The organism is Collinsella sp. TF07-1, from assembly GCF_003437235.1.
Lineage (GTDB): Bacteria > Actinomycetota > Coriobacteriia > Coriobacteriales > Coriobacteriaceae > Collinsella.
On the sequence record NZ_QSRV01000016.1, the window covers coordinates 279 to 23889 of the forward strand.

A 23611-nucleotide genomic window follows, 5' to 3' on the forward strand; every position below is an offset into this window, starting at 1 on the left:
GCCTGCAGGCTGGTCGGCGGCGGGCTGATGATTCTTTTGAGTGGGATAAAAGGGCTCGGCATTTTCGGCCGCTTGAGACTGCTCCGTATGCCCGGGATTTTATAAAGCTGTTGGCGTTAAAGCCTGGCGAGTCGGTGCTTGATATGGGGTGTGGGGCTGGGTCGATTGCTATTCCGCTTGCTCAGGCTGGTCATCCCGTGATTGCTGCTGATTTTTCCCCTGCTATGTTGGGCACGCTTGATGCTGGCATTGAGTACTATGGGCTCGAGGATCGCATTACACCGCTTGAGCTTGCTTGGGATGATGATTGGGATTTGGTTGGACCGGTCGCGAAAGCGGTAGATGTTGCCTTTGCCAGTCGTTCTGTCACCACGACCAACCTAAAAGGCGCGCTTGCCAAGCTTGATCGAACGGCTCGTCGCCGTTGTGCTGTCACGATGGTCGCCAACTCCAGCCCGCGCTATGATCTGCACCTGATGAACGCCATTGGTGCCTCGGTTACCTGCAGCAATGGCTTTGTGTACGCCTTCAACATCCTCATTCAGATGGGTGCGTTGCCGCAGGTTACATACTTTGAATCGCCTCGTCGCGATACCTTCGATAGCCTTGAGGCAGGCGTGGCGGATTTTTCCCGTATGCTCGAGCATGGCAACGAGGATAAGATCGACCGCCTGCGCGACTATATCGCTCAGCACATGATCGAAAACCCCCATGCCGGCGAGCCGGGCTCCAAGGGCGTGCCGCAGGGGCGCTATATGCTCGACCATATCCGTAAGGTTCGCTGGGCGTTTATTGCATGGGAACCGGTCTCTGAATCCCGCTCGTAGCCCGTTCACAGCCCGCACTGCCCATCACCTCGGCATCCGCATTCTTTTTGAACTGGGCAAACGCACTCCACACCGCGCCGTTCCTGCGCTATCGTGGGACAGCTCACGTAGATTAAGGCCCCGTCGCGGGGCGCCCCATACATAGAAAGCGAGAACCCATGGCACTGACAGGAGCCCAGGTCAAGCAACTTCGCAGCATGGCCCATCATCTCAACCCCGCCATCATCATCGGTAAGTCCGATGTCAACGAGGGCACCGTCGAGCAGACGGTCGCCTACCTGGAGAAGCACGAACTCGTTAAGTGCTCCGTGCTCGATGGCTCCAGTCTTTCCGCCCGCGAGGCCGCCGAAGAGCTCTCCGAGCGTTGCCACGCCGAGGTCGTCCAGGTCATCGGCCGCAAGTTCTCGCTGTATCGCGAGTCCTCGCGCAAGGACATCGAGAAGATCGAGCTCGTCTAAGAGCCAATGATCCGGCGAGCCAGCACATGGCAAGCTTACGGGTGCCCAAATACTTCGGGCGCCCGTTTTTTATCGCTCGACCAGCACGCGATTGAGCCGCCCCTCCACCAAGCGCTCGTATAGACGCCGCGTCTCGGGCTCGGGCACGCCATTGACCTGCTCCCTCAGATGGTGCATATGCCCGCTGTACAGCTCGACGATATCGCGCCGCCGCCCCGCCGCACTGTAGACGCGCATGGCGCAGCGCACCATATCCTCACGCGCCGTTTCCTGTCGAAGCCCCGACTCCGCCAGCCAAATCGCCGACTGCAGGTCGTTTTCTTCTAGGGCGGCATTTGCTCCCTTAATCATGCAATCGATGTACTTTGACTGCATAATGCGTCGCATACGCAAAAAGTAGGTGGGGTTACAGCCATTGGGAACATACAGCGGCCCGGCATAAAGCTGCTCAATCTTAAGGCACAGCTCAACTAAATGGGGCCCGCGCGCACCCGTGCGATTTCCCAAAACCTCGCGGCTTATCTGGTCAAACAGCCGTACATCGGTCTTGACGTAGTCGCCGTTGAGTCCGATGCATTCATTTTGGATGAGCACACACGACTTGCCATCCGGCGTCGGTCCCAAAGCCGACCGCAAGCGCGATATCGTCGAGTACAGGTTGTTGCGGGCGCTATTGAACTCGGCATGGGGCCACAACTCCATGGCCAGCGTCTCACGATCGACGAGCGCATCCATGCCCAGCGCAAGCCGCTCGGCAAGTGTCGCCGCCTTCTTGCGGCGCCACATTTTGTCCGTGATGGGAAACCCGTCGCGCTCGGCGCGAAACGCACCAAACATGCGAATCTCGATATGGTCAATGGTATCAACGGCTTCAACCTCGCCGGCCTGGAACAGGCGCTCGCCCTCCCCTTCCAAATCGTCGCGCAGCGAGTACCGCGACAGCTCGCGCACGGGAAGCTTCTTGCGAATCCTGGTCGCCGGCTCGCCCAGACAATGCATGGCAAGGCGCGCAAAGAGCCGATACGATGGCTCCAGAATCCCCGCACGATTCATGGACATCCAGGCCGCAAGATCGCTGTCTCGGCCCGCACAGGCCAAATGCAGCGCCACCATCCAAGCCTCCGCTCCACCAACCTGCGTCTGGCTTATATCGAGCAACTCCGCTTCCTCACGCACCGAAACCATCGAGGTGTTACGCAGATACGCCGCGCGCTCCAGCAGCAATGCGTTATCGCGCATGTACGCAATCGACTCCTCGGCAAGTTTGAGCACTTGGACCGCACGGAACTTTGCATTAACCGGCCGTCCCTCTGCCAGCGACTGCCAGCCTTCTAGCAACAGGCCAAACAGCTGAATCTGATTATCGCGCATGCGCACGGCAAAACGATCGAGCTCGTTGAACGCCGCGTCGTCGGTTACCGGCAGGCCGGAAAGGAGCCGCCGTGCCGCCAGCACCATGCGCACCCAGATAGCCATCGCCTTAAGCCCACGTACGTCGAGCGCCTCCCGCACCACCGTCATCTCGTCGTCGCGCTCGTCGGTTCCCGTAAACGACCCGTCAAAGAGCTCCACCAGCATGTTATCGGCCCGTATAACAATCCCCGCGATGTCGAGCTCACAGTCGTAGGCCTTGCTCGTTTTGAGCTGCTGTAGAACGCCGCCGTCATCTCCCCGCTCGGTCAGGCAGCGCTTGACCTCGATATGCGCGGACAACATATCGAGTGCGGTATGGGATGTCTCGATTTCTGGCACGGTCAGGTTCGTAGGAAGCCCAAGCCCGTTGTCCCCATAGCAAACAGCCGTCAGTGTCTGGGCCACCCTCCATGAAACAGGGTCTATTTCGCAGGCCGCCCGTTCGCCCCCGCGCTCGATGACCGATGCCATATAGCGAGCGAGCTTTGTATTGGACACGCTGACCGCTGCCAGATATACGCCAAGCGCCTCGGCAGGCGTTGGCTCTGGAGCCGGATCCTCGGCATCGATCGTGCCCAGCGCTGCTCGGCAGATATCGGCCCCGTGCCCCGTCAGAGCCAGATCGACCCCATACTGCCCAGCAAGTTCAAGGACCGCATCACGGTCCAAAAAGGCGTCCGCCAGGCCCATCGCCGCATCGCATCGGCCCGCCTTAAGCAAAATCCGGGCCGCCCTCGGAACAAGTTCGGGGCGAACCTCGGCCACCAACTTACGCAAGCGCAAGCGTCCGTTATCCTCCGTGCCCAGACACGTAAAACTCCGCTCGGCGGGGTCCAAGCCAAAGATCGGGTAGTCGCGTACGAAGTAGGACTGGTCGACCATCGATAGCCTCACCCCGCAAGCCTCGAGTTCTGCGATATTGCCCTCGCCCATCAAAATCATGAGACATGCCACGCAAAACAGTGCATTATTGTCGAGCGAAGCCAGGTCGACAAGTGCCGCGCCATATACGTTGACAATCTCGTTTTCGAGCAGACCGGCTACGTCGCCTTGGCCATACAGACCCGTCTGCAATGCCGAAACGAGCTCGGGCACGCCCTGCGTGAGCTGATAAAAGTCGAGCGATGTGCTGATCGAAAACGCCGATGCCCACGCCGAATACTCATAGGCATGCACCTTGAGCATCTGCGCATTGATCTTAACCGAATCGCCCAGCCCATGAATCAGTTGACGATTTGAAGGACGGCAGGAGATAAAGACCCCCACCCCCATAGCGCGCAGGCCGCGAATCCTGTCGATGAGGTCTTCGGTATCGCGCTGATCGAGGTTTGGCACATTATCAATCGCGATAAGGGAGTGCGGTTTGTCTTTGAGTTCTTCGGTGACCACCTCGAGCTGCATAAACACCTCGCGCCCAGTGGCGCGATCGGCCTCGATAATCCGCACGGGGCCTCGCGTCGGGTCGCATTTAACCTCATGGGTGTACTGCAGCAGCACCGAGGTCTTCCCAAACCCGTCGGGCGCATAAAGAACCACGATGCCGGCCTTTCGGCCCTTGGCGAGAAGCTCATTCATCAAGCGTTCGCGTCGCACCATATAGCCACCGCCCAGCGGCATCAGCTCGAGGTCGTCCATACTGCCCAAATCGTTTACCATGCCCGCTCCTCAACTCGACCGTATGGACACTGTAACCGCAAGACCATACAAGCCGCGCTATGAATAGAGCGACCTTGCGTTTTAGGTTGTCTTTTGGTACGCAAGCGGCAAGTTTTTGTACAGCGAGGGCCGATTGTTATTAATCCCCCGACTAATCGGTCTTTAAGCAGGTAAATGAGCTTGTCAGCTTGTCCCATCTAAGCGGCAGTGTAACGCAAATGAACAAGGTTCAGCTATGTCATTCAACTCGCCTAGCACCCGCTACCGTCTACGACCTTTTAGTGGCATTTTTGCATAGAATCTGGTATGGAATGAATCAAGCTGTTGGGCATCCGGCATTCGTCAAGCTTGCGGCAAGATTTTGGTCAAGCGGGCGGAGAGGGATAACAAAAAGGCCCCCGCAAAGCGGAGGCCTTAGGCAAGGCTATGTCGAGATGCAGGATTCGCGCTACTCGCAGAGCGAAAGGGCGGCCTCGTCGGCAACGACAACGCAGTTGGTGTGCAGCTGCAGGATCGAAGCCGGGCACGCGGGCGTAACCGGACCATAGCACATGTCATGCACGGCCTGAGCCTTGGCCTCGCCGTTGGCGACGACTAGGATCATGCGGGCATACATGATGGTCTGGGTACCCATGGTGTAGGCCTGACGGGGAACATCGTCGATGCTGTCGAACAGGCGGCTGTTGGCCTGAATGGTGCTCTCGGTGAGGTCGACGCAGTGCGTGCCCTTGGAGAAGTGGTCATCGGGCTCGTTGAAACCGATGTGGCCGTTGTTGCCAATGCCGAGCAGCTGCAGATCCGGGTAACCGGCGGCGGCGACGATCTTGTCGTACTCAGAGCAGGCAGCGGCGGCGTCGGGGTTGGAACCGTCGGGCACATGCGTGTTGTTCAGGTCGATGTTGATGTGATCGAAGAAGTTCTCACGCATGAAGTAGTGATAGCTCTGGGGATCGTCGTGCGAAAGGCCGCGATACTCGTCCAGGTTGTAGGTGCTGACCTCGGCAAAGTCGACGTCGCCCTTCTCGTACCAAGCAGCGAGCTGCTTGTAGGCACCGATCGGGGTGGAGCCGGTGGCAAGACCCAGCACGCAATCGGGCTTGAGGATAACCTGAGCCGAGATGATATTGGCGGCCTTGCGGCTCATATCCTCGTAGTCTTTAGCTTTAATGATCTTCATTACGCGTCCTTTCTCGTACAAGAGAGGCAAGGCTCCCCTTACAAGCACTTGCCCGCGGCCCGCGTCGGCCGCAACCAACGTGTGCGGCCACCAGGGCGAGGTCGCGTAATGTATGTGTCTCGTGTCTAGCCGCGTCGAGGCCCCTGCCCGTCCACGGTGACCCAAAGCCGTTTAGCTTCGGACAAATCCCATCTTGCCACGGAGGGCGCCCTCTTTCAAGGGCACCCTCCATAAACGTGTTTGAATTGTAGGCTAATGGCCACGTGCACTTGCTAGCGCTCGCGAGCAACGATGAGCTGGTCCATCTCTTCGACATGCGCACCAACGGAGCCCTTGATACTCGAGAACTCAACGGAGTTGCACACCAAGATGGGAACCGTCACATCGTAGCCCTCGGCAGCAATTGCCTCGCGATCGAACTCGATGAGCACGTCACCCTTATGGACGACATCGCCCACCTGTGCATGCACGCTAAAATGCTTGCCCTCAAGCTGAACAGTGTCCAAACCAACGTGGATGAGCACGTCTAGGCCATCGACCGTGTTGAGCGCAACGGCGTGACCCGTGGGAAAAATGGCCTCGACCTTGGCGTCTGCCGGCGCAATCACACGCGTGCCGGTAGGCTGAATCGCCACGCCCTGGCCCAAAAGGCCGGTGGCAAACGTCTGGTCGTTTACCTCGGAGAGCGGAATGACGTCGCCAGAGATGGGAGCATCCAGCGTAAGGACTCGACCACGCATACCAAAAGACCTTAGGACTTTAGTGAACATGCTCCCCCTCGGACATACCAATCAATCAAATAACCTTAACAGTTTACCACTTGGCACCCGTTTTTGACCATTAGGGAAGTTCGCGCTTGACAACCTCGACGATGTCGTCGACAACGCGCTGGGTCAGCTCGTGCGTCTCGGCCTCGGCCATCACGCGGACCAGCGGCTCGGTACCGCTCGGGCGCACCAGAATGCGGCCGCGGCCGTCAAGCTCCTTCTCGGCGGCAGCGACGGCATCCCAGATGGGCTGGCAATCGTCCAGGCCGGCCTTGTTGTCGGAATGCACGTTGACGAGTACCTGCGGGTACTTCTTCATGATGCCGGCAAGATCAGTGAGGGTACGACCGGTGCGCTTGAGCACGGCCAGCAGCTGCAGAGCCGTCACCAGGCCGTCACCGGTGGTGTTGTGCTCCAGGAAGATGATGTGGCCGGACTGTTCGCCGCCGATGACGGCGCCATCCGCGAGCATGCGCTCCAAAACGTAGCGGTCCCCCACGGCGGTCTGAACCATCTCGAAGCCCTGCTCCTTCATAGCGATGGAGAAGCCAAGGTTGCACATGACGGTCGAGACGATCTCGGAGTTGGCGAGCTTGCCGCGGGCGGCGAGGTCAGAACCGCAGATAGCCAGGATGTAGTCACCGTCGATCTCATTGCCCTCGCCGTCGACGAACAGCACGCGGTCGGCGTCGCCGTCGTGGGCCAGGCCGATATCGGCGTGGGTGCGCAGCACGAGCTCGCGCAGGGGCTCAAGGTGAGTGGAGCCGCACTCAACGTTAATGTCAGTGCCACAGTAATCGGTGTTGATGGCATGGACCGTGGCACCCAGGCGCTGCAGCGCGGCGGGCGTGGTCTGGCAAGAAGCACCATGACCGCAGTCGACGGCAACGACCAGGCCATCGAGCCTCAGGCCATCAAGCGTATCGATGGCGTGGTCGACGTATGCCTTGCGGGCGTCTTTCATCTTGATGATGTGGCCCACGCCGGCACCGGTCGGCAGCGTGTCGGCAGCCATGGCTTCCTCGGACATGACCCAGGCGCTGATCTCTTCCTCGACCGCATCGGGAAGCTTCATGCCCTTGCGGCTAAAGAACTTGATGCCGTTGAACTCCGGCGGATTATGCGAAGCAGAGATGACGATGCCGCCGTCGAGCTCGTTCTGGACGGTGAGCAGCGCCACGGCAGGCGTGGGGATGACGCCGCAGCAGTGCGGACGACCGCCCTCGGCCATGATGCCGGCAGTCAGAGCGCTCTCGAGCATGGTACCCGAAAGACGCGTGTCGCGGCCGACGCAGATATCCGGACCAAGGAACTTGGTCGCCGCGCGGCCCAGGCGAAACGCGAGGTCGCACGAGAGGTCGGCATTGGCGACGCCACGGACGCCGTCGGTACCGAAGATGTTCTGGGGCATAGGATCGCTCCTTCCCTAGCAGGCGATATGCAACCGCCCACCCTAGTCGAAAAAGAAAAGCGGGACCCGCCGAGGAATCGGCAGGCCCCGCTTGTACATTGTATCTCGTAAGGAGATAAAACCTTAGCGCTTGGAGAACTGGGGAGCGCGGCGGGCCTTCTTGAGGCCGTACTTCTTGCGCTCGACCACGCGAGCATCGCGCGTAAGGAAACCGGCCTTCTTGAGGTCAGCACGGTAGTCGCCAGCGTTCAGAAGAGCGCGGGCGATGCCCAGGCGCAGAGCGCCGGACTGACCGGAGATGCCGCCGCCATCGCACAGAGCGATGACATCGAACTGACCGGCGGTGTCGGTCACCTTGAAGGGAGCAAGGGCGTTCTCAACGAGCTGATGACGGCCGAAATACTGCTCGGCGTCACGCTTGTTGATGGTCACCTTGCCGGTGCCGGGGACGAGACGGACGCGGGCGACGGCGTTCTTACGACGGCCGGTACCCTGGTAGACAACGGTGTTCTCAGCCATCTTTAAGCCTCCAGCTCAATCTTCGTGGGGTTCTGGGCAGCGTGCGGATGCTCGGCACCAGCGTAGACCTTAAGCTTGGTCATCTGGGCACGGCCGAGGGTGGTCTTGGGCAGCATACCGCGAACGGCGCGCTCGATGACCTTCTCCGGGTGCTTCTCCATAGCCTGGCGGAAGCTCTCAGCCTTGAGGCCGCCGTTGTAGCCGCTGTGGCGATAATAGGTCTTCGTGTCGGCCTTGTTACCGGTAAGCTGGACCTTATCGGCGTTGATGACGACAACGAAGTCGCCGCAGTCGCTGTTGGGCGTGAACTGGGGCTTGTTCTTACCGCGCAGGATCATTGCGATCTGGGTGGCAAGACGGCCCAGGACAGCACCATCGGCGTCGACGAGAACCCAGTTGCGCTGGACCTCGCCCTGCTTGGCGTAGTGAGTCGATTTCGAAATCACTTAGACTCCTCCATGTACAGTACGTGTTGTTACAGAGATTCACGGGGCTCTGCAAGTAACCCGTCCATATTACCCCGCTCGCCGTACGAGTCAACAGGTATTTTGGCTCCGACCAGAGTTTCTGCACATGTCATCCACGAGCCGTGATTTTTCCAACTCTTTAGCTGTTGTCATTTTTTGAGGGTTCGCCGTCGCTAGCGCTCAACGAACTCTTGGATTTCCGCGAGCAGGCGCTTTGCCTCCTGACGGCCCTGGATATACAGGTCCAAAAGCTTTGCCGGATCGTGCTCGACATGGCCGACCTCGACCGGCTTTTGCGGAGCGATGACCAGCGCGCGGCCCTCGCGCTCATACTTCCACAGGTGCATGCGCTGGAGGTTATAGCGGTCGTGGCGCGTCTCGATAGCCTCGAGCAGGTAGGGGTAGTCGGCATAGCGGGCGCGCGCGGCAGGCATAAACTCGTAGGGCTTTTTCTCGTACGAGCGGTCCTGGGTGACGATGACGACCGCACGGTCGAAGCCCGCCTCCTCGAGCACATGCTCGATAGGAACCGAATCGGCCACGCCGCCGTCGACGTATTTGTGCCCGTCGATCTCGACCGGCGGCGTCACCAGCGGCAGCGAGGTGGAGGCGCGCACAGCATCGAGGTCGAGCACGGCGCTTTTGACCGGCAGGTAGGCAGCGGTTCCAAACAGCATGTCCGTCGCGACGGCGTACATCTCGATGGGGCTCGCGTCGAACGCCTCGTTGTCAAAGGGATCCAGGCGGTCCTGGATATCGTTGAAGATAAAGTCGTAACCCACGATGGAGCCCGTGGATGCGAAGGATGCGGCACCCATGTAGCGGTTGTCATTGCAGAAGGTCAGGTTGATGCGATTGACGCGACCGATCTGGTGTGACTTGTAGTTGACGCCGTTGAGCGCACCGGCCGATACGCCATATACCGCCGGAATTTCGACACCGGCCTCCATGAGAACGTCGAGCACGCCGGCGGTAAACTGCCCACGAAAACTGCCACCCTCCAAGACGAGCGCGACCTTGCCGGCGTTCTTTGCCTTATCTTCTGCAGTCATATTGACCTCCTGCGATTGCGTTTTGACTTTCTTCTACCCAGTTTTGGGACGGCGAGCGCGCAGGTTTTGGAGTTAAGGGGTCGGGGCAGTCGACGGGAAAGCGCGTCCCGGTCTCAGAGCAAATTCCGGGTCGCATTTTCCGCTGAGCCCGTCATCAGAAAGATGAATCCCATTCCGAGCTTAGATTCCGGGACGCGCTTTCCGCTTGAGCTGCCATTGGGAAAGCATGTCCCACTCTACGGCTCGATTCCGGGTCGCAGTTTCCGCTTGAGGCGCCATCCGGAAACTACGTCCCAGTCTGAGCGCGGATTCCGGGATGGACTTTCCGCCTGGGCCGCCATTGGGAAAGCGTGTCCCGGCCTGCGTTGACGCGGCGTTTTCTTTACGCTCGCGTCCTGCACAGAGTTCGATTCTCCGCGGTGCGGGGGGATCCGTTGATGCGGCGCATGGCGGGCTGAGATTCGATAACATCGCATCTATATGGGGTTGAGGCTTTGCGCGGAGAATCCGCGTATTTGCTTCGCAAATCCGCACCGGCTTCGGCCGCCTGCCGGCGTCCTCGCCCGCGGGCTAAAAACGCTTACGCGTTTTCTTAACGCCCGCGCCCTGCACAGAGTTCGATTCTCCGCGGTGCGGACTAGAAATAAAAAGGCAGGTAGAGACACTTCTCTACCTGCCTGTTACTTATGGTGGAGCTGGCGTTCATTCGGTCGAACACCTCGCCACCTGGACCTATAGCGCCAGGCAGCGACGGATTATCGCCCAAGCCAGCAGAATCGTCAAACGTGAACGCCACGCGCAGGCCGTCGTCATCGTCGGGGCCGCCCAGCACCACGCGCGCCACGAACGTGCGCAGGAGCTGCGCGTCGTCCACCTCGGCGGCGGCCATGCCCTCAAGCCAGAACAGCGCGCGGTCGTAGTCAAGGCGGGCGGCCTCAATGGCCTCGGCCGTGCGCAGCTCGTCCTTGAGGAGCGCCTGCCGCTGCTTCAGCGCGTCTATGCGCTCCTTGCCGCCCGGCGGCGCGATGCCCGACTCGATGGCCGTCCATATGTTGGAGAACGCCGTCTCGATCTTGGCCAGCTCGCCCTTTATGGTCTCGCTCAAGGGCTTCTCGTCGGCGCGCTCCTCCTCGGCGTCGGCCAGCATGCGAGCGATGCGCTCGCGGCTGTCGGCGCTGCCCAGGGCCTCGCGCACGGCGTCGGCCACGCGCTTCTCCACGACATCGCGGCGCACGGTGCGCCCGCAGCTGCGGCAGCGGTAGTAGTGATAGGGCCTGCCCGACTTGCCCGTTCCGCTGGTGCCGGTCATCAGCCCGCCGTCTCGCCCATCGTAGAGCTTGCCCGTGAGCGGGAAGTCCCACGCTTCGGTCTTGGCGCGGGGCCTGTGCGAGTCCTCAAGCATCCGTATCACCCTCTCCTCGTCATCCATGGGAACGATGGCGGGCATGCCGCCGGGCACGACCACGCCCGCGTAGCGGTACTCCCCGCCGTTCTCCCGCCGCATCAGTATGCGGCGCACCGTCTGGAAGCGCCACTTGCCGCCGCGCTTGGTGCGGTACGGCTCCCAGGCGCGCACCACGTCGGCCACCGACTTGCCCGACAAGACCATGCGCACGCCCAGGCGGATGGCGGCGGCCTCCTCCTCGTTGACCACGTAGCGCCCGTCCACTATGTCCCAGCCGTAGCGCACGCAGCCGTTGGCCATGCACCGCTCGGCGTTCTTCTGTATGCCGTCGCGTATGCGCTCGCCGTCGAGCGCGCTCTCGTACTCCGCCAGCACCTCCAGCATGCCCAGCTGCAGCACGCCCGCCGAGCCGTCCGAAATGTCCTCGCCCGCGTACAGTATCTCGACGCGGCAGCGGCGCAGCATGATGCGCGCCATGGCCATCTCGTCGCGATTGCGCATGATTCGGGTAACTTTATATATGACCACGAAATCGAACAGCCCTCGCTTGGCGTCGGCCATCATGCGCTGGAACTCGGCGCGGTCGGTGTTGGTGCCCGTCTGCGCGAAGTCGCAGTACGTGGCCACCACGCGCAGGTCGTTCTCGGCGCAGTAGGAGCGGGACTTCTCCACCTGTATCTCTATGGACTCGCCGCGCTGGTTGTGGCTCGAGAAGCGGGCGTATATCGCCGCGCGCCCGCCCACGGCTACTCCATCTCGTCGGCGGCCTGGAACCACACCACCGTGCCGATCACGCGCACGGGGCCGTCGTCCATGCCGAAAATCATGTCCTCGTAGTCCTCGAAGCTGTCCGCCGACAGCATCAGCTTGGTGGTGCCCTTGTACCAGCGGCGCATGACCGCGCGGTAGTCCTCGGTCTCCACCACCGCTATGGAGCCGTTGGCGGGCTGGTGGTCGGGGTCGACCAGCACGTGGCTGCCCTCGGGTATGACGCGGTTCATGCAGTCGCCCTCGACCTCCAGGGCGAACGCGCGCGGGTGCCCGGCACACACCGAGGCGGGAACCTCAACGCGGTGCGCTATCTCCTCCTCGTCGGCGAGCGCGCCGGCGTGCACGCGCCCGAGCGTGAGCAGCGGCACGGTGGCGCTGCTGGCCACCACGGGCATGGCACCGGCGGGCATATAGGGGCTGCCCTTGGGCTTTTTGGTCACGGGGTCAATCTGATCCATTCCGCCGTCTTCTATAAGGTGTGACTTACTAATCTGATAGCAGGCCGCCATGCGCTCAATAGCTCCCATACGGGGTTCGGAGCGGCCATTTTCCCACTGCGAAACGGCGTTACCTGTCACACCTGCAATCTCACCCAGTTCATCCTGGGTAACGTCGAAAATCTGCCGTAACTTCTTTATGTTGTCGGATATCGGCATCTTAACTCCTTCCAGGACTTAAATTTATTTTCAATTTTACCAAAATTAATCTTGACCGTGTTCTGAAGATTAATTACAGTTATGGACAGAAAGGAGGGAGTATGAAGTCACTCAAGCAGGCGCGCATGAGCAAGGGCGTAACCAAGAAGGCAATGGCTGAACATCTGGGCATTTCAGGACCTACATACGATGTTTATGAAGACCACCCCGACCGTATGCGCATCGAGACGGCTAAAAAGGCCGCCGACTTCTTGGGCTACAAACCCGAAGAAATTTTTTTCGCTTCGAACTGTAATTAGATTTACCTATCAGAAAAGGAGACACACCATGACCACCAAGAGCCACCAGCCCGAGTTCGTCGCCGAGATCATCGGCAAAACGCTCGACCACCTCATCGACGACCGCAAGCGCGTGGCCGTCAACTTCGAGCTGGCCGAGAACGGCTGCATGGAGGAGACGCACGTCAGCCTTAAGCGCCGCATCGCGGCCATGTGGGGCTTCCAGACGAGCGTCATCGAGCTTCTGGAGGCGAGCACGACCTGGTTCGAGCTCGGCGGCATGCAGTTCAACGTCTACAGCTCCGTGCAGTTCAGCGTGAACGGCAAGGGCTGGAGCACCGACTTTAAGACCATCGCACGCGACACCGCGTACGACGAGAAGGAGTAGGCCATGCTGAACGAGGTGACCGTACGGGGGGGGGTTCACCGCCCTCAACGTGAAGAGCGGCAAGTGCGTGCTGCAGTTTGAGCTGGACCCGAAGTTCCGTGACTTCATCCCGAAGCTGGTGGAGTTCACGGGCCAGATGCTCAACATCCACGTGTACGACGACCAGGAGGTGATGTTCGTGGATAGGGACACCGGTGAGGTCGCCTACGAGGACGCCCCGCTGCTTCTGCCGGGCGTCGCGGGCGAATGACCCCGATACAGCGCGCCATGTGCGACGAGTGCGCCGCCATGATGCGCGAGTTCTACAAGGACCCAGAGAACGAGAGGAAGTTCCAGGAATGGAAAAGATCAAGGGAAAGAGGGTGCGCGTCGCAGCCGGCAAGCGAAAGACGCGCACCGCAACGGTTCACTTCCGAACCGAGACCAGTGTAACACCCGAGCAGCGCCGCGAGAGGCTGCAGGCCGTTTTCGCCGCCCTGTTCGTCTGCGCGTGCATCGCCGCCACATGGGCGCTGGAGGCAACAGTATGGCCGAGGTAGACGCCAAGGCCCAGGCCCTCGTGGCCAAGGCGTGCGGCTGGGTTGCCTCGAACCCCGATACATGGGCGAAGCTGCGCCGCATCTGCTACCGCCTGATGCTGGAGGGCCACGTCATCCAGCGCGACAACGTGTACACCCTGGCGTGCCAGAACGGCATGACCGTGAGCGAGGCCAGCGAGTTCAAGCGCGACCACAACCTGTGGAGCGTGCTGTCCCGCTACATGGTGCTGCAGCGCCCCTCCATGCTGGCCGCCGTGAGCTTCCGCCGCACGCCGGTGGACTCCGTGGACCTGGTGGGCACGTGGGAGGCCATCGTGGGCCCAGCCGTTTTCGCCGCATCCACGCTAACCGAGGCGCAGGGCATCTACGACAGGGGCGCGCAATGAGGTGCACCGTCACGGTCGAGGGCCGAATGCCGAGCCTGAACGACTACATCAGCGCCGAGCGCGCCAACCGCTACAAGGCGGCGGCCATGAAGAAGCGCGAGACGGCGCGCGTGAGGGCGGCGGCCATGCAGCAGCGCGCGCCGCGCTTCGAGCGCCGGGTGACCGTGCGCACCACGTTCTACGAGCCCGACATGCGCCGCGACGCCGACAACGTGGGCTTCGCGCGCAAGTTCGTGCTCGACGGCCTGGTGGCGGCGGGCGTAATCAAGGACGACTCCCGCAAGTACGTGGAGCAGTGCCCCGACAGGGTGCTCACCGACAGGGCGCGCCCCCGCGTGGTCGTGGAGGTGAGCGACGAGTGACCCGCCGAGACAAGGGCAGGCCGCACAGGGCGTGGCGCAAGGCCGACCTCGACCGCATAGCCGAGCTGGCGGGAAAGGTGCCCGCCCGCGAGATTCGCCGCGAGCTGCGGCTGTCCAAGAACCAGTTGGATAACGCGCGGCGCGTGATCAACGCCAGCGGCGGCCACGTGTCCCTGCGCTGCTACCGCCACCGCCTGGAGCTGTGCCCGTCGTGCGGGTGCCGCAGGGCGACCCTCGGCAAGGACGGCATCTGCGAACCGTGCAGACGCCAGAAGCAGCTTGAGGCCATAGAGGCCCGCATAGCCGAGCTGCTGCCGAGGCTGACCGCAGAGGAGCGCCGCACCTACGAGCGCACCGAGTGCGGCCGAGAGAGCCGCGCCGACCCCATGCCGCAGGCCCCGGACACCTCGGGCATGAGCCGCTACGCCGCCGACAAGGCAGCAGAGGCGCACGACGAGGCCATGGAGCGGTGGCTGTGCCGTTACCTGTACCGCAGGGTCAAGGCGGCGCAGAAGCGCAAGGAGCGCATAGAGAAAAAAGTTCCGAAATCCTGAAAAGTTTTTATCACTTTTAGTTTTCCCAGTTAGGAGACCCAAATGCTCACGGAAATCATCAGCAAGACCGTCGCGGACAAGACGGTGGACAGCATCCTGAAGCGCATCGAGCGCGCCGTCCCCGTGCCCGAGCCGGGCGACGGCGGCTTCGACGCCGCCATGCGCCAGGCGTTCAACATGGGGGCCGCCTGCATGGCCGCGCAAATCAAGAACGGCCCCGTGCCCACCAGGCGCATCGCGCTCATGGGCGAGGTGGCCCGCGTGGCGTGCCGCGCCCGCCTGGTGGGCATGGAGTGCCGCGTGGTCGTAGACGAGGAGGCCCGCGCATGCAATCGCTAGAGGAGGTCGCGATCTGCGACGTGTACCCCTACGAGCGCGCCGACGGCGAGCCGATGAACCCGCGCGACTTCACCACCAGGGAGAGCGCCGAGCACATCGCGGGCCTGGCCGCGCAGTTCAAGGCCAACCGCCTCAACCCCGGCCAGCCCGTCATGAAGCCCATCCTGTACAAGGAGGGCGGCATCTACTGGATCATCGACGGCGAGTGCCGCGTGCGCGCCATGAGGGCCATCGGCACCGAGCGTTTCCTCGCCGAGGTCTACGACGACCTGGACGACGCCGAGCTGGCGCGCGTGGAGGCCGCCAAGGCCATGGTGGAGACCGACGCCAAGCTGGGGCTGACCGCCGAGGAGAAGTCGCGCGGCGTGCAGACCATGCTGGCGCTCGACATTCCCGACGAGGAGGTGGCCGTGGCCGCCCGCACCGACGCGGGCACCGTGGCCAAGGCGCGCCGCGCCGCCCGCAGGGTGCAGGACGCCGCCTACGACATGACGCTCGACCGCCTGGCCGCCATCGCCGAGTTCGAGGGCGACGACGAGGCCGTGGCCGAGCTGCGCGACTGCAAGCAGTCCGAATGGCAGCGCGTGTACGCGGGCCTGAAGGCCAAGGCCGAGCAGAGGCGCAACCGCGCCGAGGTGGTGGCGGTGCTTGCCGACGCGGGCGTCGAGTTCGTCGACGAATGCCCCGAGGGCTTCGCCGCATGCCGCACGTTTTCCGACTACCGCCCCGACCTGGCGGCGCTGGACGCCTACGTGGCCGACAACGCGGGCTCGGGGCTTCTGGCCGAGGAGACGTCGTTCGGCGTGACCCTGCTGGCGCCGGTGGCCGAGGGGGCCGACGAGGCCGCACAGGCCGCAGCCCAGCGCAAGGCCGACTTCCAGGCCGCCTACGAGGACGGCGCGAAGGCCAGGCGCGAGTGGCTGGCCGCCCATGCCGGCGACCTCAAGTCGATGCGCCGCACGGCGCTGGCGCTGACCGCGTTCGTCATGGAGGCCGAGGCCGTGGAATCGTTCGAGGAGCTGCTGGGCCGACCCATCGACCGCACGCCCACCGAGCTGGCCGTGGCCATGGGCTGGCGGGCAGCGTGGAACATGAGCGGCTGGACGGCCTGGAACCTCATGGAAGGCGGCAGCTCCGTGTACTTCGACCGAGCGACGGTCGAGAACGTGACCATCATCTACGAGGCCATGAAGGCCGACGGCTACGAGCCGAACGCGGCCGAGACGGAAACCTACGAGGCGTGCATGGCGCGCCTGGGAAGCGAGGAGTAAATGAGCGAAGCAGTTGAGGCCGAGATCATCGAGCCCGAGGAGGCGTCAGAGCTGACCGTGGCGTACTCCCCCGCCGTGATCGAGGCCAACTTCGACGCCCTGGAGGCGCACGTGCGCAGGCTGGTGGCCGACTACGAGGGCGCGACCTACGACATGGGCAAGGACGAGAACGTGAAGGCCGCCAAGCGCGACCGCGCCTACCTCAACGGCATCGCCAAGGAGATAGACGAGCGCCGCAAGGCCGTGAGCCGCGAGTACACGAAGCCCCTGGCCGCGTTCGAGGACAGGTGCAAGGCCGTGGCGGGCATCGCGAAGCAGGCAGCCGACGGCATCAAGGCGCAGCTGGACGAGGCCGAGGAGGAGCGCCAGCTGCGCGCGTACGCCAAGCTGCGGGAGCACTACGAGGAGTTCGCCGGGCTGCTGGCCCCCGTCGTGCCCTATGAGCGTTTCCACGAGAAGCAGTGGACCAACAAGACCTTCGGCGAGGTGAAGGCATTCAAGGCCCTGGAGGCCAAGGTGGAGCGCCTGGCCCAGGACTGGGAAACCCTCAAGGCGCAGTTCCAGGGCGAGCCGTTCTACGACGAGGCCGAGCGCGAGCTGTTCGCCACCCTGGACCTGGGCGCGGCCATAACGGCGGCGCACAAGGCCGAGGAGGAGCGCCGGCGCATCGCCGAGCTGAAGGCGGCCATGGAGCCGGAACCCGTGGAAGAGCCCGAACCCGAACCCGAAGCGGTGCCCGAGCCCGCGGAATGCCAGCCCGCAGAGTTCCCGCAGCCGCTTGAGCAGATGCCCGAGCCGCAGCCCGCGCCCATGCCCGCCCCGGTGCCGCCAGCGCCGCCCGCACCGGCACCCGTGGCCATGGCGGGCGACCCGTGGACGGTCGTGGTGCCGTGCGCCACGCGCGAGCAGATGCAGGGCGTCGCGGCGGCCCTCAAGGCGCAGGGCGTCGTGGGCACCATCATGCACGGCACGGTGGGCCAGGTTTACGAGCGGATGAACGGAGGCTACTAGCATGACCCAGGAACAGCAGTCCATCGACCTCATGGCGGCCGTTGCCCGCGTGCAGCGCGCCGTGGTGGTGCCCAAGGCCAAGTACAACGCTTTCGGCAAGTTCAGCTACCGCAGCTACGAGGACATAGTGGCCGCGCTGAAGGAGCCGTGCGCCAAGGAGGGCCTGGCGTTCTTCATGACCGACGAGCTGGTGCAGATAGGCGACCGCTACTACGTGAAGTCCACGGCGTGCGTGTTCCCCGCCGAGGGCGGCGAGGGCCTGCTGCAGGTGAGCGCCTACGCCCGCGAGGACGAGCACAAGAAGGGCTCGGACGACGCCCAGGTGACCGGCATGGCGTCGAGCTACGCCCGCAAGTACGCGCTGTGCGGCGCGTTCGCCATCGACGGGCAGAGCGATCCCGACGCCATGGAGGAGCAGCCCGCGCCCGAGGAGAAGCAGCCGCCCGCAGACGGCCCCTTCACAGCCCACTGCCGCAGCTGCGGGGCGCGCTACCAGTTCGCCAGCATGCCGCAGTACATGGAGTTCGTGGCCAACAGCCCGTGCTGCCCGCGCCCCGACTGGCAGGTGGAGTAGATGCAGGCGCTCACCGAGGAGCTGGACGAGCTGACCGACAGGCTGGAGGCCGAGCTGAAGACCTGCAAGGAGTCGGGCTGCCAGTACGCCGAGAACGAGGCCGAGTACCGCAAGGCCCTGCGCATCGCCATCCTGAACGAGCGCCAGAAGGGCACGCCCGTCACCATCATCGGCGACGTGTGCCGGGGCCAGGAGCAGATAGCGGAGGCCAAGCGCCGCCGCGACTGCTCCGAGGCCATCTACAAGGCCTCGCAGGAGGCCATCAACGTAATCAAGCTGCGTATCCGCATGGTAGACGCGCAGATCACCCGCATCTGGAACAGCGGGGACGTAACCCAAGGAGGGTATCTATGAGCATCAACCGCGTGTGCATATCCGGCAACCTGACCCGCGACCCCGTGCTGCGCTCCACGTCTGGCGGCATGTCCGTGCTGTCCATGGGCGTGGCCGTCAACGACCGCCGCAAGAACCAGCAGACCGGGCAGTGGGAGGACTACCCGAACTTCGTGGACTGCACGCTGTTCGGCACCCGCGGCGAGAAGCTGGCGCAGTACCTCGCCAAGGGCAGCAAGGTGGCTGTCGAGGGCAAGCTGCGCTACCGCAGCTGGAACGACCAGCAGACCGGCCAGAAGCGCAGCGCGCTGGAGGTCGTGGTGGACGAGCTGGAGTTCATGAGCGGCCAGCAACAGCAGCAGGGCTACGCGCCGCAGCAGTACGCGCCCCAGGCGGCCCCGCAAGCGCCGCAGGCCCGCACGTACGGCCAGGGACGCCCCGCCCCGGCACCTGCGCCGCAGCAGCCCGCCTACGCGCCGCAGCCGGCCACTCAGCAGGCGTACGCGCCACAGCAGCCCGCGCCGCAGCAGCAGGCCATGCCGCAGCAGCAGGCCATGCCGCAGCAGCAGGCCATGCCCGATCTCTACGACGAGGACATCCCGTTTTAGGGAAGGCGACGGCGACACTATGGGCATGGTTATACACGACGACTTCTGGGCGGCCGCGCAGGCCATGCCCGAGAAGCAGCGCGCGCCGTTCATCTACGCCATCGTCGAGTACCGGTTCACGGGCAAGGAGCCGCAGGGCAGCCCCGCGTGGCTGCCTACCTTCCTGGTGCTCAAGGGCAGGCTCGACATGGGCGACGAGAAGAGCGAGCGCGCAAGGAAGGCGGCCAACGCCCGCTGGGGCAACAGGCCGGGGAAGGAAGACGCGGTGGACGATGCGGCGGCACGGGCGCAAGCCGATGCGCAAGCACATGCGGGAGCATATGCGGATACAGATGCAGTCGCACATGCGCAAGCAGATGCGGATGCACATGCAGGCGCATCGAGTTGCGGCAATGCAGAGGTTGAGGTTGAGGTTGAGTATATAGATAACCCCTTAATCCCCTTTGACGAAATCGTGCATGCGCTCAACGAGGCAGCCGGCACCCGCTACCGCTCAAGCAGCGCCAAGACCCGCAGGCTGATACACGCCCGCTGGGCCGAGGGCTACCGCCTCCCCGACTTCCTGGCCGTCATCGACACGATGGCAGCCGAGTGGGCGGGCGACCCGAAGATGGCCAAGTACCTGCGGCCCTCCACGCTGTTCTCGCCGAAGTTCGAGGACTACGTGAACCGCGGCCCGAGGACCCGGAAGGAGGCCGACGGCTATGCCGAGTACGACTGAGTGCCCCCACTGCGGGGCGCAGCTGGAGGTCCGCTACGTGGTGCTGGCTGGCCGCCGCACCTTCTGCGGCTGGAAGCCGTGCGGCTGCCCGGGTGCCGTGGCGGAGCGCGACGAGCGTTCGCGCCTTGAGGCCAGGGCCAAGGCCGAGGAGGCCGCAGCCAAACGCCGCCGGGCCTACGAGCGGGCCGGAATCAAGCCCCGCTTCATGACGGCCGCCTCCCCCATGGCCGAGGGCATTGCCGCGAAGGTTGAGCAAGGGCGCGGGGCGTACATCTGCGGCCCCGTGGGAACCGGCAAGACCCACCTGGCGAGCGCCGTGGCGCGGCTCCTGGTAGACGGCGGCACCAGCGTGAGGGTGACCGACATGCTGGGCGTGCTGGCCGCCATCAAGGGCACCTACGGCGGCGACGGCACCGAGGACGGCGTGCTGTCCAGGCTCTCCCGCGTGGGGTGCCTGGTGCTGGACGACCTGGGCAAGGAGTCCCCCACCGACTGGACGCTGGGGCAGGTGTTCCGCGTCGTGAACGACAGGTACGAGAACATGAGGCCCGTGGTCGTGACCACGCAGTACGGCAAGGGCGACCTCATACGCCGCCTGGCCAAGAACGGCGACGAAGAGACGGCGGTGGCCATCGTGAGCCGCCTGTCGGAGATGTGCGACAAGTACGAGCTGCAAGGCAAGGACAGGAGGCTATCGAATGGCAAACGTTGACACGCTGCCCGAGATCCTGCGCCCCCTCATGGAGGGGCCGAGCATCGAGACGCCCAGGTGCGCCGTGTGCGGCGCGCCGTGGCCGCTCAACCGCCACCACATCGTGAGGCGCGGGGCGGGCAAGCTGTTCCGCGACGGGCGCGAGGTTCCCAAGCCCACGGTGATGCTGTGCGGCAGCGGCAACGGCAGCGGCTGCCACGGGCTGGCGCACGCCAACCGGCTGCACTTCCGCTGGATCAGGGCCGAGCAGAGGTTCAACCGCCCCGCCCCGCCGGGCTCGGGGCACTGGGAGTACCTGCTGCTGCCGGAACCGACCAAGTACGCGGATGCCCTGGCCATGGACGGCTGGGGTCGGCTGCCGAGGGGCAGGCGGTGCATGTGAGCGGGTACGAGCCTTCAAGCGGGTGGAACCTCCCGCCCGGGTGCTTCGAGTCCGACCCCAGGGCACCGTGGAACCGGCCCGACCCGTGGGAGGGCCGCACGTGCCGGGAGTGCCGCTTCTGCGGCCGCGTGCAGGGAGCCGGCGGCGAGGCCGTGTGCGCCTGCGATGCCATGACGGGCGGCGGCCCCGACGTGGAGGCGGTAGACGAGACAAGCGAGGCATGCGAGTGCTTCGAGTTCGAATAGGAGACGAAACGATGAAGAAGATCTACGCGGTGGCCACGGAGAGCGACGTGGTGCTGGCGTTCGAGAGCAGATCGGACGCAGACGAGTACGCAGGCGAGCACGACGGCATGGCGGTGCTGCCGGTGCCGTGCGTGGGGGCCTACGAGTTCCCCAGCGAGCGGCCGGAGACCGACTGGGACCGAATCGCGGAAACGCTGCCGAAGGGAGGCGAGCAGGCATGAGGCTGTACATGTGCGCATGCGAACGCTGCGGCAAGGAGGTGCCGGCGACCCTGGCGGGTTACGCCAAGATGGTGCTGAGGAACAGCGCGCGAATCGACGGCAAGGCAAGGGCCTTGTGCCCGGAGTGCGCCGAGAGCCTGCGGGCGTGGTTCCTCGCAGGCGCGGTGAAGCCGGAAGGAAGGGAGTAGCCATGGGAATCATCTGCGATACCTGCGGGCGCGATATCGACGCCCTGGGGCAGGACAACATGGGCGTAGACGCGCCGCTGTGCGAGGACTGCTGGAACGAGCAGCAGAGCCACGCGGTAGCAGTCCTTCGCCGAGAGAACGATCGCCTGCGAGGCGACCTCGCCGAGATGGGGCGCAAGCTCGCCGAGGCCAGGCAGAGGCTGCGCAGCGACGGGCCGGCGGACTGCAAGCGGCTGCGCCGCGAGGTCGAGACGGCCTACGAGGTGAGCCGCGAGCGCGCCCTGGCGCTCACGAAGCTGGACGAGTGCGAGATGTGGCTGGGGCGCTGCGAGCCGAGGGAGACGGCGTCACCGACGCTCAAGGGCGCGGCCCAGGACGCCGCCATGCCTTGCCTCAAGGCCGAAGAGGCGCGCGGTTTCGCGATGCCCGACGTGAACGTGGAGGTGAAGGCCGAGGTAACGGCCGAGGAGCTGGCCAAGAGCCTGCGCGAGGCCATGAAGCCGGCCATGCGGATGGCGGTGGAGTAGCCATGGAGCAGCAGACCGAGAAGCCGAAGCGCCGACCCAGCATCGAGGTGCGCTGCCCGAAGTGCGGCATGCGCGAGATCTGGCACCACCTGCCCAAGGGCGGCGACCGCTGCCGCTGGTGCGGTCACCTGTTCGAGGACTTCACCTACCGCAAGGTCGGGCCGAGCGCGAAGGAGGGGGCGCGATGACGAACTGGGAGCACCTTTTCGGCGCGCCCGAGCGGGCCATCCACACGGAGGTGGAGTTCCACTCGTGGCCCTTCTCCATCGACGTGTATGAGACGAGCCGCATGAGCAGCTGCACTACCAGCAAGCGGCTGCTGGCCAGCTTCTGCGAGGAGGCCGACTACCTGGAATGGCTCAAGGCCGAGTACGACGACGGCACCGTCGAGTGGGAGGAGCGATGAACCGCCCGGGATGCAACTGGGGGTGCCTGCTCCTCATAGCGGCAGCCCTCGCCATCGACGTCGCGGCGTTCGTCGCCATGCGCGCGCTGGTGACCGGCCTCATGGCCATGGCCGTGGCGGCGTGCTAGAGACAACCGAATACCGAAACGACTACGGGCCGTCCTGCGGGGCGGCCTTTTCTGCGCCCGGCGACACGCCTGCGACCATATGAGCCGAGAGTTAGGAGACGCATGGCCAGAGGCGAGACATACGAGGAGTTCACGGCGAAGTTCGAGCCGAAGAAGACGACCGACGACTGCTACACCCCGCCGGAGGTGTACGGCTGCGTGCTTGATTGGGCGCACCGCGAGTACGGGTTCGACTTGGCGAAGGTCGCGCGCCCGTTCTACCCGGGCGGCGACTACGAGCGCAAGGAGTACCCGGAGGGGTGCACGGTGGTGGACAACCCGCCGTTCTCGATCCTGAGCAGAATCGTCAAGCACTACCAGGAGCGCGGCGTGGGCTTCTTCCTGTTCGCCCCCACCCTGACGTGCATGGGCATCCGCAACTGCTGCAAGGTCGTGACGGGCGCCGGCGTGACATACGCCAACGGCGCGAGCGTCAACACCTCGTTCGTGACCAACCTCGACCCCGCCCAGGCGAGGAGCGCGCCCGACCTGCGCGCCGAGCTGGACGCCACGATAGAGCGCCTGCGCCGCGAGAAGGCCAAGGCGCTGCCGAAGTACGAGTACCCCGACGAGGTGCTGACCGCGCCCATGCTGGCGCGCTACTCCAAGTACGGCATCGGCTTCCGCGTAGGCCCGCAGGAGTGCAGCTTCACGAGGGCGCTCGACGCGCAGCGCGGCCAGGGCAAGGCGATATACGGCAGCGGCTACCTCATATCAGAGCGTGCAGCCGCAGAGCGTGCAGCCGCAGAGCGTGCAGCCGCAGAGCGTTTCGCGCTTTCGCCGCGCGAGCGCGATGTGGTCGCGTCGCTTGGCTAGCGCG

34 protein-coding genes are annotated in these 23611 nt (G+C 63.9%); 25 read left to right on the top strand and 9 right to left on the bottom strand.

Translation table 11 applies throughout. The annotated features are described in order from the left end of the window. On the top strand, positions 1–827 hold an 827-nt coding region (locus DXC67_RS06955), incomplete at its 5' end, for a methyltransferase domain-containing protein (RefSeq protein WP_199410669.1). Between the two features lie 158 nt (positions 828–985). Continuing rightward, complete coding sequence (locus DXC67_RS06960; protein ID WP_117637846.1) at positions 986–1285, top strand: YhbY family RNA-binding protein; 300 nt, start codon at positions 986–988, stop codon at positions 1283–1285. A gap of 69 nt (positions 1286–1354) precedes the next feature. On the opposite strand, the gene DXC67_RS06965 is transcribed toward DXC67_RS06960, so the two are convergent. From DXC67_RS06965 to DXC67_RS07005, 9 genes are all read right to left on the bottom strand, one after another. Next, entirely contained in the window at positions 1355–4354 is a 3000-nt protein-coding gene (locus tag DXC67_RS06965; protein WP_117637847.1) for a BTAD domain-containing putative transcriptional regulator, read from the bottom strand. Between the two features lie 448 nt (positions 4355–4802). After that, positions 4803–5531, bottom strand: coding sequence for a glucosamine-6-phosphate deaminase (nagB, locus tag DXC67_RS06970; RefSeq protein WP_055251013.1), 729 nt, complete (start codon positions 5529–5531; stop codon positions 4803–4805). Between the two features lie 272 nt (positions 5532–5803). Continuing rightward, complete coding sequence (locus tag DXC67_RS06975; RefSeq protein WP_316242586.1) at positions 5804–6271, bottom strand: PTS glucose transporter subunit IIA; 468 nt, start codon at positions 6269–6271, stop codon at positions 5804–5806. Between the two features lie 100 nt (positions 6272–6371). Then, complete coding sequence (glmM, locus tag DXC67_RS06980; RefSeq protein ID WP_117637848.1) at positions 6372–7709, bottom strand: phosphoglucosamine mutase; 1338 nt, start codon at positions 7707–7709, stop codon at positions 6372–6374. Positions 7710–7832: 123 nt separating this feature from the next. After that, the gene (gene rpsI / locus DXC67_RS06985; protein WP_022094634.1) at positions 7833–8228 is read right to left on the bottom strand and encodes a 30S ribosomal protein S9; all 396 of its coding nucleotides are present in this window, start codon (positions 8226–8228) and stop codon (positions 7833–7835) included. 2 nt (positions 8229–8230) lie between these two features. Then, positions 8231–8674, bottom strand: coding sequence for a 50S ribosomal protein L13 (gene rplM, locus DXC67_RS06990; protein ID WP_022094635.1), 444 nt, complete (start codon positions 8672–8674; stop codon positions 8231–8233). Between the two features lie 194 nt (positions 8675–8868). Continuing rightward, positions 8869–9747, bottom strand: coding sequence for a patatin family protein (locus DXC67_RS06995; protein WP_055251009.1), 879 nt, complete (start codon positions 9745–9747; stop codon positions 8869–8871). Positions 9748–10384: 637 nt separating this feature from the next. Continuing rightward, a complete protein-coding gene (locus DXC67_RS07000; protein WP_117637849.1) occupies positions 10385–11896 on the bottom strand; it encodes a recombinase family protein in 1512 nt (503 codons plus the stop codon). Between the two features lie 2 nt (positions 11897–11898). Further along, positions 11899–12579, bottom strand: a complete 681-nt coding sequence (locus DXC67_RS07005; protein WP_117637850.1) for a LexA family transcriptional regulator — start codon at positions 12577–12579, stop codon at positions 11899–11901. Between the two features lie 101 nt (positions 12580–12680). On the opposite strand from DXC67_RS07005, the gene DXC67_RS07010 reads away from it, so the two are divergent. From DXC67_RS07010 to DXC67_RS07110, 23 genes are all read left to right on the top strand, one after another. Beyond that, positions 12681–12878: a helix-turn-helix transcriptional regulator gene (locus DXC67_RS07010; protein ID WP_117637851.1), complete on the top strand. Its 198-nt coding sequence runs from the start codon at positions 12681–12683 to the stop codon at positions 12876–12878. 28 nt (positions 12879–12906) lie between these two features. Beyond that, positions 12907–13245, top strand: a complete 339-nt coding sequence (locus DXC67_RS07015) for a hypothetical protein (RefSeq protein WP_117637852.1) — start codon at positions 12907–12909, stop codon at positions 13243–13245. Between the two features lie 67 nt (positions 13246–13312). Next, positions 13313–13495: a hypothetical protein gene (locus DXC67_RS07020; RefSeq protein ID WP_147327764.1), complete on the top strand. Its 183-nt coding sequence runs from the start codon at positions 13313–13315 to the stop codon at positions 13493–13495. 88 nt (positions 13496–13583) lie between these two features. Beyond that, entirely contained in the window at positions 13584–13784 is a 201-nt protein-coding gene (locus DXC67_RS07025; protein ID WP_117637854.1) for a hypothetical protein, read from the top strand. Next, positions 13772–14170, top strand: a complete 399-nt coding sequence (locus DXC67_RS10395; protein WP_158551308.1) for a hypothetical protein — start codon at positions 13772–13774, stop codon at positions 14168–14170. Before DXC67_RS07025 ends, DXC67_RS10395 begins: the two co-directional genes overlap by 13 nt. Beyond that, positions 14167–14532, top strand: a complete 366-nt coding sequence (locus DXC67_RS10400; protein WP_158551309.1) for a RusA family crossover junction endodeoxyribonuclease — start codon at positions 14167–14169, stop codon at positions 14530–14532. Before DXC67_RS10395 ends, DXC67_RS10400 begins: the two co-directional genes overlap by 4 nt. A 143-nt stretch (positions 14533–14675) precedes the next feature. Continuing rightward, positions 14676–15086 (top strand): hypothetical protein, encoded by a 411-nt coding sequence (locus tag DXC67_RS07035; RefSeq protein WP_147327766.1) that lies wholly within the window; start codon positions 14676–14678, stop codon positions 15084–15086. A gap of 42 nt (positions 15087–15128) precedes the next feature. After that, positions 15129–15425 carry a hypothetical protein gene (locus DXC67_RS07040; protein ID WP_117637857.1) on the top strand — a complete coding sequence of 99 codons (297 nt, stop codon included), beginning with the start codon at positions 15129–15131 and terminating at the stop codon, positions 15423–15425. Continuing rightward, the gene (locus DXC67_RS07045; protein ID WP_117637858.1) at positions 15413–16696 is read left to right on the top strand and encodes a ParB/Srx family N-terminal domain-containing protein; all 1284 of its coding nucleotides are present in this window, start codon (positions 15413–15415) and stop codon (positions 16694–16696) included. The genes DXC67_RS07040 and DXC67_RS07045 overlap by 13 nt, the downstream gene beginning before the upstream one ends. Continuing rightward, complete coding sequence (locus tag DXC67_RS07050; protein ID WP_117637859.1) at positions 16697–17707, top strand: DUF1351 domain-containing protein; 1011 nt, start codon at positions 16697–16699, stop codon at positions 17705–17707. Position 17708: 1 nt separating this feature from the next. Beyond that, on the top strand, positions 17709–18281 hold the full coding sequence (locus DXC67_RS07055) for an ERF family protein (protein ID WP_199410671.1): 573 nt from the start codon (positions 17709–17711) through the stop codon (positions 18279–18281). Continuing rightward, entirely contained in the window at positions 18282–18635 is a 354-nt protein-coding gene (locus DXC67_RS07060; protein WP_117637860.1) for a hypothetical protein, read from the top strand. After that, a complete protein-coding gene (locus DXC67_RS07065; RefSeq protein WP_117637861.1) occupies positions 18632–19222 on the top strand; it encodes a single-stranded DNA-binding protein in 591 nt (196 codons plus the stop codon). Before DXC67_RS07060 ends, DXC67_RS07065 begins: the two co-directional genes overlap by 4 nt. Positions 19223–19241: 19 nt before the next feature. Next, positions 19242–19943, top strand: a complete 702-nt coding sequence (locus tag DXC67_RS07070; RefSeq protein ID WP_117637862.1) for a conserved phage C-terminal domain-containing protein — start codon at positions 19242–19244, stop codon at positions 19941–19943. After that, complete coding sequence (locus DXC67_RS07075) at positions 19927–20655, top strand: ATP-binding protein (protein ID WP_117637863.1); 729 nt, start codon at positions 19927–19929, stop codon at positions 20653–20655. Before DXC67_RS07070 ends, DXC67_RS07075 begins: the two co-directional genes overlap by 17 nt. Further along, positions 20642–21037 (top strand): hypothetical protein, encoded by a 396-nt coding sequence (locus DXC67_RS07080; protein WP_117637864.1) that lies wholly within the window; start codon positions 20642–20644, stop codon positions 21035–21037. The genes DXC67_RS07075 and DXC67_RS07080 overlap by 14 nt, the downstream gene beginning before the upstream one ends. A 256-nt stretch (positions 21038–21293) precedes the next feature. Continuing rightward, positions 21294–21503, top strand: coding sequence for a hypothetical protein (locus DXC67_RS07085; RefSeq protein ID WP_117637865.1), 210 nt, complete (start codon positions 21294–21296; stop codon positions 21501–21503). Then, complete coding sequence (locus DXC67_RS07090; RefSeq protein ID WP_117637866.1) at positions 21500–21691, top strand: hypothetical protein; 192 nt, start codon at positions 21500–21502, stop codon at positions 21689–21691. The genes DXC67_RS07085 and DXC67_RS07090 overlap by 4 nt, the downstream gene beginning before the upstream one ends. Then, positions 21649–22218, top strand: a complete 570-nt coding sequence (locus DXC67_RS07095) for a hypothetical protein (RefSeq protein ID WP_147327767.1) — start codon at positions 21649–21651, stop codon at positions 22216–22218. The genes DXC67_RS07090 and DXC67_RS07095 overlap by 43 nt, the downstream gene beginning before the upstream one ends. A gap of 2 nt (positions 22219–22220) precedes the next feature. After that, positions 22221–22406 carry a hypothetical protein gene (locus DXC67_RS07100; RefSeq protein ID WP_117637868.1) on the top strand — a complete coding sequence of 62 codons (186 nt, stop codon included), beginning with the start codon at positions 22221–22223 and terminating at the stop codon, positions 22404–22406. Beyond that, positions 22403–22624, top strand: coding sequence for a hypothetical protein (locus DXC67_RS07105; RefSeq protein WP_117637869.1), 222 nt, complete (start codon positions 22403–22405; stop codon positions 22622–22624). Before DXC67_RS07100 ends, DXC67_RS07105 begins: the two co-directional genes overlap by 4 nt. Then, a complete protein-coding gene (locus DXC67_RS10745; protein ID WP_255413242.1) occupies positions 22621–22752 on the top strand; it encodes a hypothetical protein in 132 nt (43 codons plus the stop codon). Before DXC67_RS07105 ends, DXC67_RS10745 begins: the two co-directional genes overlap by 4 nt. 102 nt (positions 22753–22854) lie before the next feature. Continuing rightward, positions 22855–23607, top strand: coding sequence for a hypothetical protein (locus DXC67_RS07110; RefSeq protein WP_117637870.1), 753 nt, complete (start codon positions 22855–22857; stop codon positions 23605–23607). Positions 23608–23611 lie beyond the last annotated feature (4 nt).

What these genes read in the sequence shown, in the direction of transcription:
- DXC67_RS06960 (WP_117637846.1), top strand. Translation starts at nt 986, where the DNA reads ATGGCACTGACAGGAGCCCAGGTCAAGCAACTTCGCAGCATGGCCCAT.
- DXC67_RS06965 (WP_117637847.1), bottom strand. Translation starts at nt 4,354, where the DNA reads ATGGTAAACGATTTGGGCAGTATGGACGACCTCGAGCTGATGCCGCTG.
- nagB (WP_055251013.1), bottom strand. Translation starts at nt 5,531, where the DNA reads ATGAAGATCATTAAAGCTAAAGACTACGAGGATATGAGCCGCAAGGCC.
- DXC67_RS06975 (WP_316242586.1), bottom strand. Translation starts at nt 6,271, where the DNA reads ATGCGTGGTCGAGTCCTTACGCTGGATGCTCCCATCTCTGGCGACGTC.
- glmM (WP_117637848.1), bottom strand. Translation starts at nt 7,709, where the DNA reads ATGCCCCAGAACATCTTCGGTACCGACGGCGTCCGTGGCGTCGCCAAT.
- rpsI (WP_022094634.1), bottom strand. Translation starts at nt 8,228, where the DNA reads ATGGCTGAGAACACCGTTGTCTACCAGGGTACCGGCCGTCGTAAGAAC.
- DXC67_RS06995 (WP_055251009.1), bottom strand. Translation starts at nt 9,747, where the DNA reads ATGACTGCAGAAGATAAGGCAAAGAACGCCGGCAAGGTCGCGCTCGTC.
- DXC67_RS07005 (WP_117637850.1), bottom strand. Translation starts at nt 12,579, where the DNA reads ATGCCGATATCCGACAACATAAAGAAGTTACGGCAGATTTTCGACGTT.
- DXC67_RS07010 (WP_117637851.1), top strand. Translation starts at nt 12,681, where the DNA reads ATGAAGTCACTCAAGCAGGCGCGCATGAGCAAGGGCGTAACCAAGAAG.
- DXC67_RS07015 (WP_117637852.1), top strand. Translation starts at nt 12,907, where the DNA reads ATGACCACCAAGAGCCACCAGCCCGAGTTCGTCGCCGAGATCATCGGC.
- DXC67_RS07025 (WP_117637854.1), top strand. Translation starts at nt 13,584, where the DNA reads ATGGAAAAGATCAAGGGAAAGAGGGTGCGCGTCGCAGCCGGCAAGCGA.
- DXC67_RS10395 (WP_158551308.1), top strand. Translation starts at nt 13,772, where the DNA reads ATGGCCGAGGTAGACGCCAAGGCCCAGGCCCTCGTGGCCAAGGCGTGC.
- DXC67_RS10400 (WP_158551309.1), top strand. Translation starts at nt 14,167, where the DNA reads ATGAGGTGCACCGTCACGGTCGAGGGCCGAATGCCGAGCCTGAACGAC.
- DXC67_RS07040 (WP_117637857.1), top strand. Translation starts at nt 15,129, where the DNA reads ATGCTCACGGAAATCATCAGCAAGACCGTCGCGGACAAGACGGTGGAC.
- DXC67_RS07045 (WP_117637858.1), top strand. Translation starts at nt 15,413, where the DNA reads ATGCAATCGCTAGAGGAGGTCGCGATCTGCGACGTGTACCCCTACGAG.
- DXC67_RS07050 (WP_117637859.1), top strand. Translation starts at nt 16,697, where the DNA reads ATGAGCGAAGCAGTTGAGGCCGAGATCATCGAGCCCGAGGAGGCGTCA.
- DXC67_RS07055 (WP_199410671.1), top strand. Translation starts at nt 17,709, where the DNA reads ATGACCCAGGAACAGCAGTCCATCGACCTCATGGCGGCCGTTGCCCGC.
- DXC67_RS07060 (WP_117637860.1), top strand. Translation starts at nt 18,282, where the DNA reads ATGCAGGCGCTCACCGAGGAGCTGGACGAGCTGACCGACAGGCTGGAG.
- DXC67_RS07065 (WP_117637861.1), top strand. Translation starts at nt 18,632, where the DNA reads ATGAGCATCAACCGCGTGTGCATATCCGGCAACCTGACCCGCGACCCC.
- DXC67_RS07070 (WP_117637862.1), top strand. Translation starts at nt 19,242, where the DNA reads ATGGGCATGGTTATACACGACGACTTCTGGGCGGCCGCGCAGGCCATG.
- DXC67_RS07075 (WP_117637863.1), top strand. Translation starts at nt 19,927, where the DNA reads ATGCCGAGTACGACTGAGTGCCCCCACTGCGGGGCGCAGCTGGAGGTC.
- DXC67_RS07080 (WP_117637864.1), top strand. Translation starts at nt 20,642, where the DNA reads ATGGCAAACGTTGACACGCTGCCCGAGATCCTGCGCCCCCTCATGGAG.
- DXC67_RS07085 (WP_117637865.1), top strand. Translation starts at nt 21,294, where the DNA reads ATGAAGAAGATCTACGCGGTGGCCACGGAGAGCGACGTGGTGCTGGCG.
- DXC67_RS07090 (WP_117637866.1), top strand. Translation starts at nt 21,500, where the DNA reads ATGAGGCTGTACATGTGCGCATGCGAACGCTGCGGCAAGGAGGTGCCG.
- DXC67_RS07100 (WP_117637868.1), top strand. Translation starts at nt 22,221, where the DNA reads ATGGAGCAGCAGACCGAGAAGCCGAAGCGCCGACCCAGCATCGAGGTG.
- DXC67_RS07105 (WP_117637869.1), top strand. Translation starts at nt 22,403, where the DNA reads ATGACGAACTGGGAGCACCTTTTCGGCGCGCCCGAGCGGGCCATCCAC.
- DXC67_RS10745 (WP_255413242.1), top strand. Translation starts at nt 22,621, where the DNA reads ATGAACCGCCCGGGATGCAACTGGGGGTGCCTGCTCCTCATAGCGGCA.
- DXC67_RS07110 (WP_117637870.1), top strand. Translation starts at nt 22,855, where the DNA reads ATGGCCAGAGGCGAGACATACGAGGAGTTCACGGCGAAGTTCGAGCCG.